General features: G+C 35.0%; 21 protein-coding genes. 12 read left to right on the top strand and 9 right to left on the bottom strand.

Features of this window, described 5'->3' with window-relative positions:
* Positions 1-45 precede the first annotated feature (45 nt).
* Positions 46-687, bottom strand: a complete 642-nt coding sequence (locus tag ACRDEC_RS04045) for an O-methyltransferase (protein ID WP_431497052.1) — start codon at positions 685-687, stop codon at positions 46-48.
* Between the two features lie 153 nt (positions 688-840).
* Between ACRDEC_RS04045 and ACRDEC_RS04040 the strand changes: the two genes are divergently transcribed.
* Both ACRDEC_RS04040 and rlmN read left to right on the top strand, forming a co-directional pair.
* A complete protein-coding gene (locus ACRDEC_RS04040; RefSeq protein WP_431497051.1) occupies positions 841-2,544 on the top strand; it encodes a carbamoyltransferase family protein in 1,704 nt (567 codons plus the stop codon).
* Between the two features lie 9 nt (positions 2,545-2,553).
* Entirely contained in the window at positions 2,554-3,597 is a 1,044-nt protein-coding gene (rlmN, locus tag ACRDEC_RS04035; protein ID WP_431497050.1) for a 23S rRNA (adenine(2503)-C(2))-methyltransferase RlmN, read from the top strand.
* 1 nt (position 3,598) lies between these two features.
* Here rlmN and ACRDEC_RS04030 read toward each other — a convergent pair whose 3' ends face one another.
* The 3 genes from ACRDEC_RS04030 to ACRDEC_RS04020 all read right to left on the bottom strand — a co-directional run bounded on the left by ACRDEC_RS04030 (position 3,599) and on the right by ACRDEC_RS04020 (position 6,096).
* Positions 3,599-4,237: a response regulator transcription factor gene (locus tag ACRDEC_RS04030; protein ID WP_431497049.1), complete on the bottom strand. Its 639-nt coding sequence runs from the start codon at positions 4,235-4,237 to the stop codon at positions 3,599-3,601.
* A 3-nt stretch (positions 4,238-4,240) separates the two neighbouring features.
* Complete coding sequence (locus ACRDEC_RS04025; protein ID WP_431497048.1) at positions 4,241-5,029, bottom strand: sensor histidine kinase; 789 nt, start codon at positions 5,027-5,029, stop codon at positions 4,241-4,243.
* A 623-nt stretch (positions 5,030-5,652) separates the two neighbouring features.
* Positions 5,653-6,096: a hypothetical protein gene (locus tag ACRDEC_RS04020; RefSeq protein ID WP_431497047.1), complete on the bottom strand. Its 444-nt coding sequence runs from the start codon at positions 6,094-6,096 to the stop codon at positions 5,653-5,655.
* Positions 6,097-6,299: 203 nt separating this feature from the next.
* Between ACRDEC_RS04020 and ACRDEC_RS04015 the strand changes: the two genes are divergently transcribed.
* Positions 6,300-6,674, top strand: a complete 375-nt coding sequence (locus ACRDEC_RS04015; protein ID WP_431497046.1) for a hypothetical protein — start codon at positions 6,300-6,302, stop codon at positions 6,672-6,674.
* A 69-nt stretch (positions 6,675-6,743) separates the two neighbouring features.
* Here the strand turns inward: ACRDEC_RS04015 and ACRDEC_RS04010 are convergent, their stop codons facing one another.
* A complete protein-coding gene (locus tag ACRDEC_RS04010) occupies positions 6,744-7,628 on the bottom strand; it encodes a hypothetical protein (RefSeq protein WP_431497045.1) in 885 nt (294 codons plus the stop codon).
* A 171-nt stretch (positions 7,629-7,799) separates the two neighbouring features.
* Positions 7,800-8,627 carry a hypothetical protein gene (locus tag ACRDEC_RS04005; protein ID WP_431497044.1) on the bottom strand — a complete coding sequence of 276 codons (828 nt, stop codon included), beginning with the start codon at positions 8,625-8,627 and terminating at the stop codon, positions 7,800-7,802.
* Between the two features lie 126 nt (positions 8,628-8,753).
* Between ACRDEC_RS04005 and ACRDEC_RS04000 the strand changes: the two genes are divergently transcribed.
* The 7 genes from ACRDEC_RS04000 (at position 8,754) to dnaG (ending at position 17,274) form a co-directional block, all read left to right on the top strand.
* Complete coding sequence (locus ACRDEC_RS04000; RefSeq protein ID WP_431497064.1) at positions 8,754-9,734, top strand: polyprenyl synthetase family protein; 981 nt, start codon at positions 8,754-8,756, stop codon at positions 9,732-9,734.
* Between the two features lie 142 nt (positions 9,735-9,876).
* Complete coding sequence (locus ACRDEC_RS03995) at positions 9,877-10,437, top strand: RNA polymerase sigma factor (protein WP_431497043.1); 561 nt, start codon at positions 9,877-9,879, stop codon at positions 10,435-10,437.
* Positions 10,424-11,113, top strand: coding sequence for a hypothetical protein (locus tag ACRDEC_RS03990; RefSeq protein ID WP_431497042.1), 690 nt, complete (start codon positions 10,424-10,426; stop codon positions 11,111-11,113). The genes ACRDEC_RS03995 and ACRDEC_RS03990 overlap by 14 nt, the downstream gene beginning before the upstream one ends.
* A gap of 77 nt (positions 11,114-11,190) precedes the next feature.
* Entirely contained in the window at positions 11,191-12,189 is a 999-nt protein-coding gene (locus ACRDEC_RS03985; protein ID WP_431497041.1) for a hypothetical protein, read from the top strand.
* Positions 12,190-12,427: 238 nt separating this feature from the next.
* A complete protein-coding gene (locus tag ACRDEC_RS03980; RefSeq protein ID WP_431497040.1) occupies positions 12,428-13,711 on the top strand; it encodes a hypothetical protein in 1,284 nt (427 codons plus the stop codon).
* 192 nt (positions 13,712-13,903) lie between these two features.
* Entirely contained in the window at positions 13,904-15,145 is a 1,242-nt protein-coding gene (locus ACRDEC_RS03975) for a hypothetical protein (RefSeq protein WP_431497039.1), read from the top strand.
* Positions 15,146-15,279: 134 nt separating this feature from the next.
* A complete protein-coding gene (gene dnaG / locus ACRDEC_RS03970) occupies positions 15,280-17,274 on the top strand; it encodes a DNA primase (protein WP_431497038.1) in 1,995 nt (664 codons plus the stop codon).
* Here the strand turns inward: dnaG and ACRDEC_RS03965 are convergent.
* Positions 17,271-17,900 (bottom strand): LuxR C-terminal-related transcriptional regulator, encoded by a 630-nt coding sequence (locus ACRDEC_RS03965; protein WP_431497037.1) that lies wholly within the window; start codon positions 17,898-17,900, stop codon positions 17,271-17,273. The two genes, dnaG and ACRDEC_RS03965, sit on opposite strands and share 4 nt — an antisense overlap.
* Positions 17,901-17,984: 84 nt before the next feature.
* Positions 17,985-18,791 (bottom strand): NAD(+) synthase, encoded by an 807-nt coding sequence (gene nadE / locus ACRDEC_RS03960; RefSeq protein WP_431497036.1) that lies wholly within the window; start codon positions 18,789-18,791, stop codon positions 17,985-17,987.
* Between the two features lie 99 nt (positions 18,792-18,890).
* Between nadE and gldB the strand changes: the two genes are divergently transcribed.
* Together gldB and gldC are read left to right on the top strand one after the other, a co-directional pair.
* The gene (gene gldB / locus ACRDEC_RS03955; RefSeq protein WP_431497035.1) at positions 18,891-19,847 is read left to right on the top strand and encodes a gliding motility lipoprotein GldB; all 957 of its coding nucleotides are present in this window, start codon (positions 18,891-18,893) and stop codon (positions 19,845-19,847) included.
* Positions 19,847-20,182, top strand: a complete 336-nt coding sequence (gene gldC / locus ACRDEC_RS03950; protein WP_431497034.1) for a gliding motility protein GldC — start codon at positions 19,847-19,849, stop codon at positions 20,180-20,182. Before gldB ends, gldC begins: the two co-directional genes overlap by 1 nt.
* A gap of 45 nt (positions 20,183-20,227) precedes the next feature.
* Here the strand turns inward: gldC and yihA are convergent, their stop codons facing one another.
* Positions 20,228-20,848, bottom strand: a complete 621-nt coding sequence (yihA, locus tag ACRDEC_RS03945) for a ribosome biogenesis GTP-binding protein YihA/YsxC (protein ID WP_431497033.1) — start codon at positions 20,846-20,848, stop codon at positions 20,228-20,230.
* Positions 20,849-20,869: the final 21 nt, after the last annotated feature.

Here is a 20,869-nt window from a genome sequence, read left to right as displayed (position 1 = left end):
CCCGTTAAAGAAACGGGAAAAAGGATGCCGTTTCCATCTGGGCTATTATAGAATGCGGCTTACCGTTAACCCATCACGAATAGGCAATAAAACGGTTTCAACCCTTGGGTCGTTTTTTAGCAGTTGATTGTATTCCAAGAGGATTTTTGTGCTTAGGTCGTTCGGTTTCAAGGGTTGTACTACTTTCCCGGACCACAGAACATTATCAGATAAAATAATTCCGCCTTTATTCATTTTCGGGACAATCAGATTAAAATAATTAATGTAGTTTTCCTTATCGGCATCAATAAAAACCAAATCGAATGTACTATCTAAACTTGGAATGATGTCAACCGCTTCGCCAAGATGCTGTACGATTTGGTTTCCCCATGGTGACCGGTCAAAATACTTTCGTTGGAAATCAATCAGTTCTTCTTTGATGTCAATTGTATGCAATTGTCCGTTTTCCTGCATTCCTTCGCACAAACATAATGAAGCATAACCGGTGTAAGTGCCTATTTCAAGAATATTTACCGGACGTATCAGTTTAGAAAGCATACTCAGAACACGTCCCTGAAAATGACCACTCAGCATTCGTGGCAGCAAAATTTTCTGGTAAGTCTCTTTATTTAACTGTGCTAATAATTCAGGCTCGTTTTCTGAATGCTGCTCGATGTACTCTTCTAAATCATCTGAAAGGAAATGCATGTAACTCTTCTTTTTTAATTAGGGATCAAAGTTATTAAATTATCGCTTTTATTTTAAGCGTCAGTCAGCAATGTTTGATTCTGGCGTTAATCTTCTTTTGGAACATTCGGTTTACGGTAATAGTTTGTAAATTGACCGTTTTTAAAATAATTGATGAACAAACCAATTTACATAATAGGTACCGGACTTTCCCACAACGGATCGGCCGTATTACTAAAAGACGGGCAGATTTGTGTTGCCATTGAGAAAGAAAGGTTGAGCAGGATCAAGCACGATGGCGGGAATGACACATTAGCCATTCAATATTGCCTGGATGCTGAAGGAATTGAGCTTAAAGACGTTTCGCTGGTAGTGCAGTGTGAGAATTTTAATATTCCGGAGCGAAACCAATTTAAAGGGAAAAGAATTTTTTCAGGCACTGAAACTCCTGAAATCATCAATATATCGCATCATTTGGCACATGCCTACAGTGCTGTTGGAACGGCACCTTTTTCCGAATGTCATGTGATGGTTATAGACGGATGCGGCAGCCCATTGGATCAGTTTCTCCATTTGCATCCGGAACAAAAAGACAGTATAGATCCGGAATTTCTTCAGGAAAACCAAATGCAATGCGAAAAAGAAAGTTTTTATCATTTTGACGGGCAAAAACTACAACCCCTTTATAAAGATTTCAGTACAATGGCCACCTTTGACAAAGCGTCGTTGTCACTTCCTACAACGGAACATTCTATAGGCGGTTTTTATGCTTCGGTAAGCGGGTATGTTTTTGGTGATATGGATGATGTAGGCAAACTTATGGGGTTGGCTCCTTATGGTGAAACAGGAATTTACGATTTTGATGCTTTTGAATTCAAATCCGAATCGCTTTATGTGAAAGATTCCTGGAGAGAACACTTTACCAATCCGTCCGAAGGATATGACTATTTTAAAGAGAATTTCAGTTATTATGCGAATGTAGCCCGTTGGGCACAGGAACAGGTAGAGAAAGCTGTTTTGCAATGTTTTAGTTATAGGATAAAAGCATTTCCACATCAAAATGTATGTTATTCAGGAGGTGTGGCTCTTAATGCTGTGGCCAATGCCAAATTAATAGACCAAGCCATTGTTGAAAACCTTTATATAGAACCCGCCGCTGCAGATAATGGTTTAGCGTTAGGTTGTGCTTTTTTCGGATGGCTGGACTATCTTGGTAAGCCCAAAATGAATTCTGATGGGAGTACTTGTTTCGGAAAGATGTATCAAAGAGAAGAGATTGTGAAAGCACTAGAAAGCATTCAGGTTCGGGAGTATGTCCAAAAAGAATTTGATACAGAAGAAGCGTTACTGGAATATTGTGCGGCTAAACTATTTGATGGAAAAACGCTGGGCTGGTTTCATTCCAGTTCGGAATTTGGCCCCCGAGCCTTAGGCAGAAGAAGTATTTTGGCCCATCCCGGGATTGAAAATCTGAAAGACCATATTAACAGAAATATTAAATTTAGGGAAGATTTCCGTCCTTTTGCTCCTGCAGTATTAAAAGATAAAGTTGGAGACTATTTTGAAAAAGGAAGAAACAGTCCGTACATGATTTTAGTAGACAAAACCAAACCGGAATATCTGGAGGAGTTAAAGAATGTAACGCACAAAGACGGATCCGCCCGAGTGCAAACCATTGATGAAAGCTGGAATCCGCGGTTCGCAAAACTAGTTAACGCTTTTTACAATCTGAGCGGCGTGGCCGTGTTGCTGAACACCAGTTTGAATCGTAAAGGGATGCCTATGGTTGAGACTCCCGAAGACGCATTGCAGTTGTTTCAGGAGTCCGCTTTGGACGTATTAGTTTTAGAGAATATTATTTTAGAAAAATTACCCTAACTTTGCGGCATGCAAATCGAGAAAAAAGACATACGAGCATTATCTAAAGAACAATTGCGGGATTTTTTTGTTGCCAATGGCGATCAGGCTTTTCGCGGCAATCAGGTGTATGAATGGTTATGGAGTAAGGGAGCACACAGTTTTGAAGATATGACAAATGTGGCTAAATCAACCCGTGCCATGCTGGAAGCGAATTTTGTAATCAACCATATTAAGGTAGATACGATGCAGCGCAGCACTGACGGTACAGTAAAAAATGCTGTCCGATTGCACGACGGATTAATCGTAGAAAGTGTTTTGATCCCTACAAACACAAGAACTACTGCCTGCGTTTCGAGTCAGGTGGGTTGCAGTTTGGACTGTAATTTTTGCGCTACAGCAAGACTGAAAAGAATGCGAAATCTGAACCCGGACGAAATTTATGATCAGGTAATCGCTATAGACAAAGAAAGCAGGCTATATTATAACCATCCGTTATCGAATATTGTTTTCATGGGTATGGGAGAACCTTTGATGAATTATCCTAATGTGATGAAAGCGATTGAGAAAATCACTTCGCCGGAAGGGTTGGGAATGTCTCCAAAACGAATTACGGTTTCTACTTCGGGTGTTTCAAAAATGATTATGAAGATGGCTGATGATGAAGTAAAATTCAAATTGGCTGTTTCGTTACATTCGGCAATTGAAGAAGTAAGAAATGAAATCATGCCGTTTACAAAAAGTTTTCCATTGACTGAATTGCGCGAAGCACTGCAATATTGGTACAAAAAAACCAAAAGTAAAATTACCTATGAATATGTAGTCTGGAAAGGAATCAACGATTCTAAAGAAGCTATTGATGCGTTAGTTAAATTCTGTAAACATGTACCTTGCAAAGTCAATTTGATTGAATATAATCCTATTGATGACGGCGAATTCCAGCAAGCCTCACCTGAGGTTATCGACAATTATATCAGGGCGTTAGAGCAAAATGATATTGTGGCTAAAGTACGCCGAAGCAGAGGAAAGGATATCGATGCTGCCTGTGGCCAGTTAGCCAATAAAGAAGGATAAATCAGATACAGACAATTTTGTGTTTAATGGCATACAGCACCAAACCTATTCGGGTTTTTATTTCCAGTTTTTGAAATAGATTTTCTCTGTAGCCATCTATTGTTTTAGGACTTAAACACATTCCGTCAGCTATTTCTTTGTATGTTTTTTCGGAACAGGCTAGTTTAATGAATTCGACTTCGCGGTCTTTCAGCGTAATCTTGTTTTCATTGTTGCCCAGTTTATTGATTAAAAATCCGGAAACCATTTCGGAATAATAAAAACCTTTGTTAAACACTTCCAGCAGCGCTTCTTTAAAAGTATTTGGATGGGTGTCTTTCAGTAAATAACCTTTTGCTCCGTTGGTAATCATTTTCATGATAGTGTCCTCGTCATCATTAACGGATAGGGCAAGAACTTTAAGTCCCGGATTATTTTCTTTGAGCCATTTTATGGTTTCATGTCCATCCATAATTGGCATGTTGACATCCAGTAAAACGATGTCAGGTGTTTCTGCTTCTTCCGAAAAAGAATTGATGAATTCTTTCCCATTATTGTAATTCCCAATTACAGTAAATTCTTTAAAAGAACCTATTAAAAAAGATAACGATTGAGAAAACAATAAATGATCATCTACAATTGTAATTTTAATTTTTTCCATTTTTTAGAAATTTTCTTCTCTTTTAAGAGGATAGTCGATAGTTATTTCTGAACCTTTATTTATTTCTGAATGAATTTTAAAGGTAGCTCCGAGCAGTTCAGCCCTGGTTTTGATATTGGCAAGCCCTGATCCTTTTGAACCGTTTTTATAATCAAATCCTTTTCCGAAATCAGCGATGCTTATTTTGCAGTTATTTTCTGTAAAAGCAATGTTTATGGCTATTGATTCGCTGTGTGAATGCCTCAAAATATTGGAAATAGATTCCTGCAAAATTCTATAAATAATAGTATCGTGCTCTTTGTTTATTTTTTGCGGTTCTCCTGTTACATTCAGTTTGCATTTAATTTTTTTCAGCTGTTTAATTCTCTCCAGATCATCTGAAACAGCTTCTATAAAACTGGATTTAAGGACAATATCACCATTCATCAGTTTTGAAAGAATCCGAATTTCGTCTAATGATTTATTTACTAAAAATTTAAGATTAACTAAATTTTCTTTCGTGTATTTGTTTTCATCTTCAATAAGAATATTCATCTGCATTAAAGCTACAGAAAGAATTTGTCCAATATTGTCATGCAGCTCTCTGCTTACATTTGTAAGTGTCTGTTCTTTGATTTCTATTTTCGATTTTGTTAATTCGGACTGGAACAACAAATCGGCCTCCATTTTGTCAATCAGGAACTTAGATTTTTTCTTTTGAAAAAAATAAAAGAGGACAAATAAAGTCAGCAATAGTGAAAAAAGGACTATGCTAAATGAAATTATTAATAATTGTATTTCTTCTCGCTGCATATAAATCCTATTGAAAAGCAAAAATTCATGAGTAAATTTAGGAAAAATATTATCAAATCATAAATTGAAGAGTTATAATCGATTAAAAACCAATCTAAGGATAACATAAAAGGCAAATAAGGGACGTAAAAAATCAAAATCCCAAGTACAAACCAGAAAAAGATTGATTTGCTATAATCCAATACAAGATTTGAACTAAATAATTCAAACAGGTACAGAAAACTTAAAATGACAATCGATATAACACCTACAGCATAACTGTTTGTGAAAATCTGCCCAAACTCATTTTGGAAGAAAAAATAGTTAAGGATATAAAAGACAATATAGATAAGCATTAAAAATGAGGCAATATTTCTATGAACGATTTTTTTCAGTAATGATTTTATCAAAAGGATATAGATAAAAAACATGACCAAAATGTAAAAATTAAACACGTAATAGTTTAATAATCCGGTCCAAAGGGTAAAATATTTTCCAACAACTTCGGTAAATACCGAAAACCATATTGAAAGTAAGAACAATTTAGCTTTATTATTAGGGAGTTTGTGCCAAAAAATTAAGCCACAAATACCTGACAATAAAGCTAAAAAAACAATATAAAATCGTAGATTTTCTAACATAAATTAAACTCCATATTCCATTTTAGGAGGGTTGCCCATTGATCCGAAATTAAGCGGTTCAATCGAAGTGATGTCTTTACCACTTTCTTGATCTTGTTCTGATGATGATGATTCGGCAACTCTTGCATTAATACTTTTTCCTGTAGGTGATAAAAATAATGTTGAATATCCGGCTTTACCTTTTCCATCCGTTTCTGAATACACTCCGAAATAAAAGCGAATACCATCAATAACATATCCTTTTTCACTGCCTGAAGTTTTTATATATTCAATATAATTTTCCAGATCTTCTATAGAATACCAAACTGCATTTGCATCTTGCTTGCCTATTGCTTTTTCATGTAAATCAGCACGTTTAATATTAAAATTTCGATTTAACTCTTTCGCTTTTTCAGTACTTATTAAATTTTTTGGTAAAACTGCGGTTTTAGGTCCTTCTGATTTCATAATAAAAATAGTTTTGTGTTTAGGCAAATCTAATCTTATCGGGATGGCCGTACAAGGGGATATTTCCCCTTTTTTTAGGGGCAGAAGTCTTTAGAAAAATAAGGTAATCCCCTCTTTTTCAGTATTATGTATTTTGGTAGTTTTATGATGAGAAGTGGTTTTAAAAAATCTGGACTAAATAGCAACTTTTAAATTGTAGGATTATGAGCAGTTTTATTCAAAATATGGTTACTACTTTATCCGATAGAATATTAAAGCTGGAGCGTATAAATGATGACAATGATTACTCTGGAGGAAGTTGGTATGATGAGGTAGTTCATTCAATGTATTTGTATTCAGACATGACTTTCATGTATAAAATTGAGTCATTCAAAAGTGTATCAGGGAGTGAACTTTCTTTGCCACAGCAAAATGACGACAAATACTTAGGCGTTTGGCAAATAACATACGAAGATTTTAAAATGTATCTAACTTTTATCTTCGAAGACAATACACAGCAAAAATACGAAACCGAAAACTTAGGTGCAGGATTGCAAAGACTTGGCGATCAAATCTGGAACAGGTACAGGATAACGTAATTTTAATTTGAAATTAAAAAGCCCAATACTGAAACAACAGCATTGGGCTTTTTTATTATTGAAAATCTGCTAATTTCCAATAACAACATTAAAAGTAAGGCCATTGATGGTAAATACGGCTAAGTTATCGCAATCGCCGCTTCCATAATCAAGAGTCGCGGTATGATTGTTTCTTTCAAAAGTGATAATACCTTTTACAATTAGTGGTTTGTTAACTGCGATGCAACTCATTTTAATAATTAACGGTGTTGTAATAGTACTGGTTTGCAGTGATGTGTTTGGGAAAGTAGTAGTCCAGCTTCCGGTTACCTGATATACGTTGTCTGTCCAGGAAGCTGTAGCATATCCTTCGATAATTTCTCTTACTCGCTGTCCAACTCTGGTGTACACACCTCCATTAGGGAAAGTTGCGGTCATGTCCATATTCATAGTTACAATAGGATGACTTGGAGAGTTAGGCGTTTCAATTGTCATTGTTCTGGTAAAAGTTTTTGTTCCCGTAAACTTAATACTGTTGTGATAGAAATTATCAAAAGTATACGTTATAGTATGAGATGTGGCGTTAGGCTCATAAGTAAAAGTTATGATGATTTTACCTCTCAGGACATTGCCGTTTTGTAATGTACAGCCTACAGTACCAAAATCAATTGTTTTTGTAACCAATGTTCCTGGAGTTATAACTGTTCCAAAAGCAGGCACTCTTGTTACAGTGGCGCAAATTGTAAAGGGCGAAACCGTAAAGCTTTCGGATCTCCCGGAAGTAGTGTTGGCATAAGTGCTGGTTTCCTGATCGGAAGCAACATCAATAACATCATCATTTGCAATGTCAATTTTAGCATTTATTGCAGCTTCTTCCGGAGTGATCTCAGGATTATTAGTTGTCTCATTATCTTTTGTACAACTAACAATTGCTAAAGATAAAATTAGGGAAAGCATTAAAAATCTGATTTTCATAATGTAGTTTTTTAAGGTTTATTGTTAGATGCGTAAATTATCAAAAGGTTTAATCAAAAGTTAATTTTTTTTTAAAAACAGATTAAAATGCCTGTTATTGAAGGAAAATAACCAATAAAAAACATAGAAAGTCTCAAAACTAAGGCTTTCTATGTCGTAAAGTTTTAGTTTTTATAATGTTATGGCCGTTGGGACTCCTCCGTCTATGGTGAGCATTGCCTGATTGTCACATTCCCCGTTTCCAAAGTCAAGAATAGCTTCGCTGTCATTTCGGGTAAATACAATAATGCCTTCTACAATATAATGACAGCTGCCCAATTTTTTTAAAGGCACTGTTATTGTTGCTGATTTTGTTCCGTTAGGAGAAGTTGTGGTCCAGTTACCAGTAATTAAGTGTATATCATCTGCATAAATGTGAGGAGTGTCATGACCTGCTGTCCATTCGCGAACGCGAAGCCCGGTTCTGGTATAAGCGTCTCCATTTGCAAGGGTCAAAGTCATATCGATATCGAATCTGGATTCAGGATTTCCGTTTGCGTTGGCTTTTACACGTGTAAATGTTTTATTTCCATTTAAAGAAATATCATTATGGTAAAAATTTTCAAAAGTATAAGAGATTACTTTTGTCATAGTCTGAAAATCATTGGTAAAACTTAAAATGATTTTTCCTTTTAAAATATTTCCATTAGACAGTGTACAGCCATCTATTCCAAAATCGATTGTTACGGTCCATGTATTGCCTTCAAGAACAGAAGTTATTGTTCCGCAATCAGAAAGAAATCTGGAAGAATTTAATGCCCTTCCGTCTGCCCCGGATTGTATTAAAAATCCTTGTTCGATAATATTGTCAACATCATCAATTGATTTGTCAAATTTACCTTCCATTGCAATTTCTTCTCTCGTAATTCCTTGCTTTGAAGCCATCGCATTTTCGTCTTTGTTGCAGCTTACAGCAATAATCCCTATCGCTATAAATAAACTAAAAATTTTGGTTCTCATAATTATGTTGTTTTAAGTTATTGTTATTCAATACTTTATAACGAATAAAAATCAAATTTTATTTAAAATTTTAACACTTTTTTCATTTTGTAACTTAACAGTATAAATGCTATCTTTGGATTGCTAATGGATATCACTTCGCAAATAAAACAGCCAATATTGGAAGAAATGGAACTTTTTGAAAAAAAGTTCTATCAGTCAATGACTTCAAAGGTTGCGCTCCTTAACCGAATCACTTATTATATTGTAAACCGAAAAGGGAAACAAATGCGTCCTATGTTTGTTTTCCTGACCGCCAAAATGATTTCGGGTGGAGAAGTTTTAGAAAGAACCTATCGCGGAGCCTTAGTTATCGAATTGATACATACAGCAACATTAGTGCATGACGATGTGGTCGATGACAGCAATAGAAGAAGGGGTTTTTTTTCCATAAATGCTCTTTGGAAAAACAAAATTGCAGTTCTGGTCGGCGATTATTTATTATCCAAAGGCTTGCTGCTTTCCATAGATAATGGAGATTTTGATTTGCTTAAAATCATCTCTGTTGCGGTTCGCGAAATGAGTGAAGGCGAATTACTTCAAATAGAAAAAGCACGTCGGTTAGATATTACCGAAGAAGTGTATTATGAAATCATCCGTCAAAAAACAGCCACTTTAATTGCTGCCTGTTGTGCTCTGGGAGCTTGTTCGGTTAATCCGGATGATACAGCCCAAATTGAAAAAATGCGCAAATTTGGCGAACTCATTGGAATGGCTTTCCAAATTAAAGATGATTTATTCGATTATTCAGAAGAAGCAATCGGAAAGCCAACCGGAATAGATATTAAGGAGCAAAAAATGACTTTGCCTCTTATCCATGTTTTGAATAATTGCCTGCCTAAAGAAAAGAGTTGGCTTATCAATTCCATTAAAAACTACAACAAAGACAAAAAAAGAGTTCGGGAAGTTATTGATTTCGTTAAAAACAATAATGGGCTGGCTTATGCTGAACAAAAAATGATTCAATTTCAGCAGGAAGCATTGCAGCTTATAGCGTCTTTCCCAAATTCTGCTTATAAAGAAGCCTTGATTCTAATGGTTAATTACGTTATTGAAAGAAAAAAATAAAAAAACACACCTCTGTTAAGTATTGATTTTGTTGGTATTTTAATCTTTTTTATAACTTTATCTTTACTTTTTTTAATGTGCCATGCAACTATTTTGCAATCCTTCTCGTCTATAGTAATAGAAACACTTTAATACTTGTTTTTTGAAAGTTATCAATTTACATCAAGAAGAAAAAGAATTAATCCGGCTGGCTGTTGAAAACCATCGACATGCACAACAGAAGATTTATTCCAAATATTCGCCTAAGATGCTGAGTGTTTGCCGTCTGTATATAAAAGACATGCAACAGGCAGAAGATGTGATGATTACGGCTTTTATGAAAGTGTTTACCAATCTTAAAAATTTTGAGCACAAAGGGAGTTTTGAAGGATGGATCCGAAGGACAATGATAAACGAAAGCATTTCTTTCATAAGAGTTCAGAAACAGGTAAGATATGTTGAAGATGAGAATTATTTTGAAGAAAGCTTCAATAATATCGAAAGTCAGTTTTCTGTGGAAGACCTGCAGTTCCTGATTGACAATTTGCCGGATGGTTATAAAATGATTTTTAATTTATACGCCATTGAAGGTTTTAAACATCAGGAAATTGCGAAAATGCTGAACATCAGTGAAGGGACATCAAAATCACAATTGTCCCACGCCAGAAAAATGCTCCAGGAACAGGTTGGCAAACTAAAAAATTACGATAATGGAACCGAATAAATTAGAAAATCAAATGCAGGAAAAGCTGAATGCAAGAGAAATCAAGCCTTCAGCACAATCTTGGGACAGATTAGATGCGATGCTTTCGGTTGAAGAAAATAAAAAACCGAAGCGTAATTTCAAATGGCTGTTTGTAGCAGCAAGCATGATTGGTTTTGTGTTTGCCGGGTTGTTGTTTTTCCAGCAGGAAAATCCAACACCAAAAACAAATAATCATCAAACCGTGGTGGAAAGCAATGTAAATACTGAAAAAGAGAAAACAACGCAAAAGTCTTCAAATCAAAATAACGAACCAGTTGAAATACAGTCAGGCATCAATGAAACAGCTGTCGCTTCAGTTATAAAGGAGGTGAAAAAAGAAAAAAAACAAGCGGACACGGTTATAAAAGAACAACAATATAGTAAGGAAGAAATTGAAAATAAAGAAGCTGTTGCAGAAATACATCCTCAAAAAACGGATGAAAATCCAAAAGAAACAGAACTTTTAGCTTCAACCGATCCGGTGAAACCAGAAGGGCAAAAGCAAAATAAACCTAAAATAGAAATAGATGCAAATGCTTTACTTTCGCAAGTCGACGGCGAGATAGAGCTTACTTTCAGACAAAAAGCAATAAAAAGAATTTCTAAAAAACTACAAAATGCCAAGGAAGTAGTTGCTTCCCGAAATCAAGAATAATAATCATATTTAATAATTTAAAGAAAACAATCATGAGGAATTTAACAATTTACTTAGTAGTACTCGTATGCTCTTTTATGAGCAAAATATACGCTCAGAACTTTTCAGTGAAGGCAGAACTCATTGCCTCTAATATCGAGAATATAGTTAATGAAGAAAAACAAGCCCTGAAAAAAGCTGTCGAAGCCGTAAATGTTGAACTTGATAAAGGGAATATCAACAAAACTCAGGCTGATGAGCAAAAATTGAAATTAGCCGAGACATCTGCGGCTGCCATAGAAAAAAGGGTAGCGGCTGAAGAAGCCAAGCTGACAGAATTGGTAAAGCAAAAAGTAGACGGAAAAATTTCGGAAAAGAGTGTGTCTCCAGGGGAAGTGCTAATCTCAATCATAAAGAATAATCCGCCTAAAAGGAACGATACGATTGAAAGATCAGAAAAAAGAACTACTTCTCAGTTTATTTATGCCTTCGGGGTGAACAACCTGATGACGAAGGAAAGGCTGGCACATTCCGATTTCAGGTACATGGGATCTCACTTTTTCGAATGGGGAATGACTTATAATACCAGAATATTGAAAGATAATAATTTATTGCACCTTACGTATGGTTTTTCTGTGATGTACAACAGTCTTAGGGCTACAGATAACCGATATTTTGTCGAAAATGGAAACAAGACTGGTTTACAAGAAGCCGGTATTCATTTAAAAGATACCCGTTTCAAAAATGTCAATTTAGTAGTGCCGATGTATTTGGAATTTGATTTTTCAGGGAACCAGATTAAAGATGACAAGCCGTTTTTTAAAACGCATAAAAGTGCCCGTTTCGGTTTGGGAGGTTTCGCCGGAGTGAATCTGAAAACAAAACAAACATTAAAATTTGACGATGAATTTGGGAATTCAGTGGTGCAAAAAACAAAAGGAGATTTCAATGTTAATGATTTTGTGTATGGAGTTGGGGCGTATGTGGGGTACAAAGAAACCAGTTTGTATATAAAATACGATTTGAATCCGTTGTTTAGAAATAATACGGCTGACCAAAATAATATTTCATTAGGATTACGTTTCGATCTTAATTAGTTTGCTTTAGTTTTACGTCAAAACGCTTCAGTGATGAAGCGTTTTTTATTTTGTATTAATTGTAGAATTTTTTGTGTTTTCTATTTTTCTTCGTTGATTTTACATTCAAATAAAAGAGAATACTCTGTTTTTTGGAAAATATGCAATTATGATAACAGATAATTAATATTCAGAAATTACTGGTTTAACATTCAGGAAATACTTTTGTACGTAATAAAACCCCACAAAACTGGTAGCCATGAAAAAAATACTATTGCTTATCTTTACTCTTATTTCAGTTGTTTCTTTAAACGCCCAGCAGGTTAAAGGAATAATCGGTGAAACAAATTGGTTTAACAACTGGACGAATTTCAAACCAAAAACAATAGATTACAATGACGCTACAAACATCATTACCGGCGTTATTAGTGAAAATACAACACTTTATAAAAAGAATACCTATCTCCTGATGGGGATTGTTTATCTGGTAAACAATGCCACTTTGACGATTGAGCCCGGTACTGTAATCAGAGGCGATTTTGATACCTGCGGCACTTTAGTTGTTGCAAAAGGAGCTAAAATCATTGCTCAAGGTACAGAAACAGATCCTATTGTTTTTACATCAAATAAAAATGCTTCCGAAAGAAAACCAGGTGATTGGGGTGGATTAATAATTTTTGGAGATGCTCCAATCAATAAGTTTGGAGGCGTTGGTTTTTTGGATTTTAATTTGGATTCTAAATACAATATGTATGGCGGACTTAATCCGGAAAGTGATTCAGGAATTCTGAAATATGTCAGAATTGAATTTTCGGGCAGAAAGCTGAATTCTTTAAAAGAACTTAACGGATTATCACTTGCTGGCGTTGGTGCCAAAACAAAAATTGAATATGTCCAAATTAGTTTCTCTAACGATGATTCTTTTGAATGCTACGGTGGAAATTTAAAATTTAATAATTTAATTTCTTTCAGAGCCACTGATGATGATTTCGATTTCACACAAGGAGCGCAATGCAGTATAAATAATAGTATAGCCATTCGTTATCCGTTTTCATCGGATATTTCCAGATCCAGATGCTTTGAAATCGATTCTTATGACAAAATTGAAAATCTGGATGCGTCCAAAAAGATGACTAATATAGTGGCTTCTAATATAACTTTGATAAATAATGAAGACAATGATCAGGGTTTGGTTAAAGAGGCTGTTTATATAAAAAGCGATAGTTTTTTTGAATTAAAGAACAGTATTATTTCAGGGTTCAATCAGTGTGTGCTGCTGGAGGATAAAATTGCTGTTCAAATCTCAAATTTGGAAAAAATAAAACTGCAAGATGTGGTATTCAATAATTGTGCTGCTTATATTGAAAATGAGTCCGGTTCAATAAATAAACAAATAGGTGAGTGGTACAATAATGAGAAATTTAATATTTTGATTTCAAAAACGGTTAGAGCAGCTTTGTTTGTAGAATCGGATATTAAAAAAGCAGCAGATTTCCGATTAAAAGAAAATAACATAATTACCAGCCGTCTCGCCGCAAATTAAAGCAGTTCGGGTTTAATTGTATATGTTTAAAGCACTTGAATATCAAAGTGCTTTTTTTTATATATATTTGCCTCCCCAAAATTGTTTTATACCTATGGTATTATAACACTTAATTAACAGATTGGAATATTGAGTAATAGATTGGATAGAGTAATTTTGCGGTCAATGATAAAAAATAAATTTAAACCCCCGATGAAAAGTAAAATTTTATTATTCCTTCTAGTTACATTCTCTGTGGCTAACGCCCAAAAAAATCATGGTATTGTTGGTGAATCAAATTGGTTTAATGGTTGGACAAATTTTAGACCAAAAACAATTGAGTACGGTCCGGCAACCCAAATCTTAATTGGAGATATAAAAGAAAACACAACACTTTTAAAGAAAAATATCTATTTAATAATGGGTACTGTTCACGTTGCAAATAATGCCGTGCTTACCATCGAGCCTGGAACTGTAATTAGAGGTGATTTTGATTCAAATGGAACTTTAACCATTACAAAAGGGTCAAAAATTATTGCTGAAGGAACAGAAACAGATCCAATTATTTTTACTTCAAATAAATCGACTGCCGATAGAAAACCTGGTGATTGGGGTGGATTAATATTAATGGGAGACGCACCTATAAACAGATTTGGTGGAGTTGCTTCTTCATTTTATGACCCAAATCCTTTGTATAATACATTTGGCGGAGACAATGAAAATGGTGATTCAGGAATAGTAAGATATGTAAGAATTGAATTTGCAGGAAAAAAAATTGACCCTAAAATCTCATTAAACGGATTGACTCTTGCGGCTGTAGGAAGCAAAACTAAGGTAGATCATGTGCAGGTTAGTTTCGCAAACGATGACTCGTTTGAAGCGTTTGGAGGAACTGTAGAGCTTGATAATGTTATATCTTACAGAGCTTTTGATGATGATTTCGATTTTTCAATGGGAATTCAGTGTACGGTAAACAATAGTATTGCTATTCGTAACCCATTTATTTCGGATAATACAAGATCAAGATGTTTTGAAATTGATTCGTATGACAAAATTGAAAACTACGATCCGGTTAAAAAGAAAACATTAATTAAATTGAATAATGTAAGCTTGTTAAACGATGAAGAGAATAGTATGGGATTAATTAAAGAAGCTATTTCTTTAAAAACAGATTCTTTTCTTGAGGTGAATAAATGTTTGGTTGCTGGATTTTCAAGTTTTATTGCATTGGATGATAAATATTTAGAAGCAGACAACTTTAAGAAAGTTAAGGTTTTAAATTCTACAATAGACAGCTGTGCAGAAGTGTTTACTAATGAAGCATTGTCAAAAGTTGAAGCTGTTAATAACTGGTTTATGCAAAATGATAAATTATTAAACGTTTCAAGCGTAGGTTTGAATAATTTATTTATTAATAAAGATGTTAAAAAGAAGCCGGATTTCAGATTGAAATAAATTTTTGAAACCTGGAATTTATTTCAGTTGAATAACAAAATTTCAAAAGCGCTTTTTTTAAGCGCTTTTGAAATTTTATAATATCCCAACTAACTTTGTATCTTTGAACTTTCCCAACTTTGAATCCTTAAAAATTGATTTCAAAAGCAACCATAGATTCTGTATTTGAAACCGCCCGAGTTGAGGAGGTTATTGGCGATTTCGTACTGCTTAAGCGGGCCGGAAGTAATTTGAAAGGATTGAGTCCGTTTTCGGATGAAAAGTCGCCTTCTTTTATGGTCTCACCGGTAAAACAGATTTGGAAAGATTTCAGTTCGGGCAAAGGTGGAAATGCGATCGCTTTTATCATGGAGCACGAACATTTTTCGTATCCGGAAGCGATTCGTTATCTGGCTAAAAAATACAATATCGAAATAGAAGAGACAGAGCAATCCCAAGAAGAAAAAGCTGAAGCAAGTGAAAAGGAAAGCATGTATCTGGTTTCTGAATTTGCACAAAAATACTTCCATAATACTCTTTTGAATTCCGACGAAGGCAAAGCTATCGGCTATTCTTATTTCAAGGAGCGTGGTTTTACTAACGAAACGATTAAGAAATTCGGTTTGGGATATTCTCCTGAGACCTGGGATGCTTTTACCAAAGAAGCACTTGGGCAAGGCTATAAATTGGAATATATTGATAAGGTTGGTTTGACGATTCTTCGCGAAGATGGAAGGCATCTTGATCGGTTCAAAGGACGTGTGATGTTTCCTATTCAGAGTATGTCGGGTCGTGTTTTGGGTTTTGGAGGACGTATTCTGGGAAATGATAAAAAAGCGGCCAAATATTTGAATTCTCCTGAGAGCGAAATTTACCATAAAAGTAAAGTGCTTTATGGGATTTTTCATGCGAAACAGGCGATTGCAAAGCTGGATAATTGTTTTTTATGCGAAGGTTATACTGATGTGATTCAGATGCATCAATCCGGAATAGAAAATGTGGTTTCATCTTCCGGAACAGCACTTACTCCGGATCAGATACGACTGATTAACAGATTGACAAAAAATATCACAGTGCTTTTTGACGGTGATGCTGCCGGTTTAAGGGCTTCTATTCGGGGTATCGATTTGATTTTGGAAGAAGGAATGAACGTTAAAGTTTGTACTTTCCCTGACGGAGATGATCCGGATAGCTATGCCAAAAAAACACCTCATGATGAGTTGGTAAGATATCTTGATGAAAATGCCATGGATTTTATCCAGTTTAAAGCTTCTTTATTAATGAAAGATGCTAAAAACGATCCGATAAAAAAGGCAGAACTCATTAGGGATATGGTAAATAGTATTGCTAAGATTCCTGATAGGATCAAACGGGAAATTTACGTACAGGAATGTTCTCGAATTATGGATATTTCAGAAGAAGTTTTGTTTAACACGCTGGCACAGTTAATCCAAAAAGACATTTCTGATGCCGGGAAAAAGCAAAAAACCGCCGAAGTTTCGGAACAAAAAGCATTTGAAATTCATAAAAATGAAGGAGTTTCAGTGCATGTTAAAGTAGATGTGCTTTACGAATTGGAACGGAAAATCATTGAAATTCTTTTGCTTTACGGAAATGTGGAAGAAGATTTCGAAGATGTTTTGCTTAAGGCCAATGAGGAAGGGAAATTAGAGGAAGTAAAAGAAAAAAATAATAGATACAAGGTTTTTCGACGTATTTATTTGAGCTTACAGGAAGATGAGGTAGAGCTGACAACACCTATCTTTAGGGAAATATACAACGATTTGATTGGGTATTTTAATGAGAATGAGAGCTTCGAAACAGAACAATACCTAATGCGGCTTTCGCCTGAATTGTCTCAGGAAGTAACCACAATTTTAATGGATGACGAGAGAGTGGCTTTGCATAATTGGGAAGCCCAACAAATTTATGTAAAGCAAAAAGACCAAACCATCAGCCAATATACTTCAGAAACGATTTTAACCCTACGTTGGTTTTTGGTAAATAAAATCATTGAAGAAATAAAAGCATCTGTCTCGAGTGAAGCAGATGCTGATAATTCTGAAAGTCTTTCCATGGTTATGGATTATGTCAAACTGATTAATAATTTTGCCAGTGAACTAGGACGTGTGATGTCCCGTTACAGTTAAACTATTTCCAGTGTTTTGGCTTTGTTTACTAAATCCACCAGATTAGTAACATTCAATTTAGCCAACAATCTTAGTTTGTATGTGCTAATTGTTTTTTCATTCAGATTTAAAGCTTCGGCAACTTCCTTGTTTTTCTTTCCGTTTGATAAATAACGGAGCACTTCAATTTCCCTGCTCGATAATTTACGATACAATCTTTCGGATTTTGCCTGTTTTGAAATCAAAGCAATATTCTTTTTCACAGCTTCACTGAAAATTACAGCGCCACGATTCACTTTAATAAGAGTAGAAGCTAAAACATCGAGTTTTTCCGATTTTTGAACAAACGAAGAAACACCCGCTTTTATAGCATTTGGCGCATAAATTTGTTCATTCAGATTGGAGAATAAAACAATTTTAAGGTTTGGGTAATCTTTTAATAAAGCTTTGATAAGGTTGATGCTTGAAAGGCCTTCGAGTTCTAAATCTAAAAGTAATATATCTATTTCTTTACGTTTCAGCATTTCTTCTACCATATCAAAGTTATCTACAATCCCTACTAAGGAAATGTCAGCATGTTCTTTAAAGTACGATTTTATGCCGTAATGTACAACAGGATGGTTGTCAGCAAGACCTATTTTTACCATAGTTCAAAGTTTAAAAATAATTAGACTAAAACGAACAGTAAAGGTAATCAATATTTTTTAAACTGTTGTAAAACAAGTAATAATTTACTTATATTTTTCAGGAATAGTGCAAACTGGGATCGAATTCATTTTATGCTGGTTCAAGGTATTGAGTCTTTTGTAAATTTCAAAGACAATTTTTTCACGCCCGCTAAAATCTTCTGCGGTTTTTCCGGCTTCATAAGAATTCATGGCAAATTCAAGTTCTTCGTAACTTGCGCCTAATTGATATTCGTCGCTTCGGTCGTCACCAAATAATCCGTCAGTCGGGGCTGCTTTTACTATGGATTCAGGTACGTTCAGGAAGGCTGCAAGTGCACGGACATCACTTTTCATTAAATCGGCAATCGGACTCAGATCAACACCTCCATCACCATATTTAGTAAAAAAACCAACACCGAAATCTTCTACTTTATTCCCTGTTCCGGCTACCAGCAGACCGTGAATTCCTGCTAAATAATAGAGGCTGGTCATGCGAAGGCGTGCTCGGGTATTTGCAAATGATAAGTTCAGTTTTGTTTCATTTTCAGATGTTGGAACTTCTGCTTTAAAACTTTCAAAAACCGGAGTCAGATCTATTCTGGTGTCTGAAACATTTCCAAATTGTTTTTTTAACTGCGCGATGTGTTCCTGCGCCCTGTTTACATGGCTTTGTGCCTGATGAATTGGCATTTCCACGCATAATGTCGTCAATCCTGTCTGTGCACACAAAGTTGAAGTTACTGCAGAATCAATTCCACCCGAAATTCCCACTACAAAACCAGTTGCTTTGGCATTTTCAGCATAGGTTTTCAGCCAGTTTACGATATGAGTATTTACTTTTTCAGTATTAAGGGTGCTAATTTTTTGCATGGTAACTCAATGTTTTAAAAACGAATGTATATTTGCAAAAATAATAATTTTAAGCGGAATTCGTTTTAGTAAATATTTGCCTCATAAAGCTAAGATTCAATGAAAAAAATAATGTTGTTTGTAATGGTGGCTTTTGCTGTCATTTCTTGTTCCGAAAAGAGCAAAGTTCAAGATAAAGCCGAAGAAATTCCGGTCGAAATAACTGTTGACAGGTATGATAAAGCTTTTTTTGAAACACCTCCTAATCAGTTGTCTAAGCTAAAAACGGAATATCCGTATTTTTTCCCTGAAGGCATTTCCGATACTGTCCTGGTAAATAAAATGACAAACCCTCTTTGGCGTGAATTGTATGATGAAGTTGAAAAAAAATATGGGAATTTTGATAAAGAAGAAGAAGGAATTGAAGATTTATTCCGATATATAAAATATTATTATCCAAAAACCAAAATTCCAAAAGTGGTTACGGTAATCCAAGAAATGGATACAGACTATAAAGTTATTTACACGGATAAAATGCTTATTATTTCATTGGAGCTGTATTTGGGTAAAAACCATAAGTTTTATGAATATCCTAATTACATGAAACAGACTTTTGAGCAGTCGCAGATCTTGCCTGATATTGTGCAGAGTTTTTCGGTAACCAAAGTAAAACCGCCAACAGAAAGAGATTTACTTTCCATGATGATTTATGCCGGGAAGCAATTGTATTTGAAAGATATGCTGTTGCCTGAATATTCGGATGAAGATAAAATTTGCTACACACCTGAGCAAATACAATGGTGTAATGAACATGACACAGACATCTGGCGTTTTTTTGTTGAAGAAAAATTATTGTACAGCACTGATTCCAAATTGGGGCAACGATTTATTGCGCCGGCTCCTTTTTCTAAATTCGGATTGGTTTCTGATAACGAAACTCCGGGAAGGATCGGAACATGGGTAGGTTGGCAAATCGTACGCTCTTTTATGGAAAACAATGATGTGCCAATGCAGCAAATGATGGTTATGGATGCCAAAGAAATATTTCAAAAATCTAAATACAAACCTAAAAAATAATGGGAAATACAATTACATCTGAAATACAATTCCAAATTCAACTTGATGAAAATCGCGTTCCTGAAAAGCTAAGCTGGACAGCTCCTGATGGAGGTGTTGAGAATGAAGAGGCAAAAGCGATAATGCTTTCAGTTTGGGACAGTAAAACGCAGGAAACGATGCGTATTGATTTGTGGACTAAAGATATGCCTGTTGATGAGATGAAAGTTTTTTTCCATCAAACGCTGGTAGCTATGGCTGATACATATCACCGTGCCACTGCAGACGAAAGAATGACAGATACCATGAAGGATTTCTGTGATTATTTTGCTGAAAAATTGGAATTAAAGAAATAAAAAAAGCGTTCACTTTGGTGAACGCTTTTTTTTATGTTTAAAAGTTTAAAACTGATCGTAATTTTTAAAAACTTCGGTATTTACCGCGTCAATATATTCTAATAATTTTTCTTTACCGGTTCCTTCTGTTGAAGAAGTTACAAAATGCTCCGGCATTTCTTCCCAGTTATTCGCCAGTAAGGCTTTTCGGTAAGCGGCGATATGCTGTTCTACTTTTCCTTTGCTGATTTTATCTGCTTTGGTAAAAACAATGCAAAAAGGACATTCGATTTCACCCAGATAATTAATGAATTCCAAATCAATTTTTTGTGCTTCAAGGCGAATGTCTATCAATATAAAAGCACAAACCAATTGTTCTCTTTTTTCGAAATAATCGGTGATAAACTGCTGAAATACCTCTTTAGTTTTTTTGGAAACTCTTGCGTAACCATATCCTGGTAAGTCGACCAAAAACCAATTGGAATTAATCTTAAAGTGGTTAATCAATTGAGTTTTTCCAGGTCTTCCGGAAGTTTTTGCCAAATTTTTATGATTGGTCAACATGTTAATCAAAGATGATTTCCCAACGTTTGACCTTCCAATAAAAGCGTATTCCGGCAACGGATCCTTAGGACACTTGCTTACATCGGAATTGCTTATTATAAATTCGGCTGTATTAATTTTCATGTGTTACTTTTTGACTAATAT

The sequence above is a fragment of the Flavobacterium sp. genome, from assembly GCF_050696275.1.
GTDB lineage: Bacteria > Bacteroidota > Bacteroidia > Flavobacteriales > Flavobacteriaceae > Flavobacterium.
The sequence above is the reverse complement of the archived record's forward strand: the minus strand, read 5'-3'. Positions and strand labels throughout refer to the sequence as shown.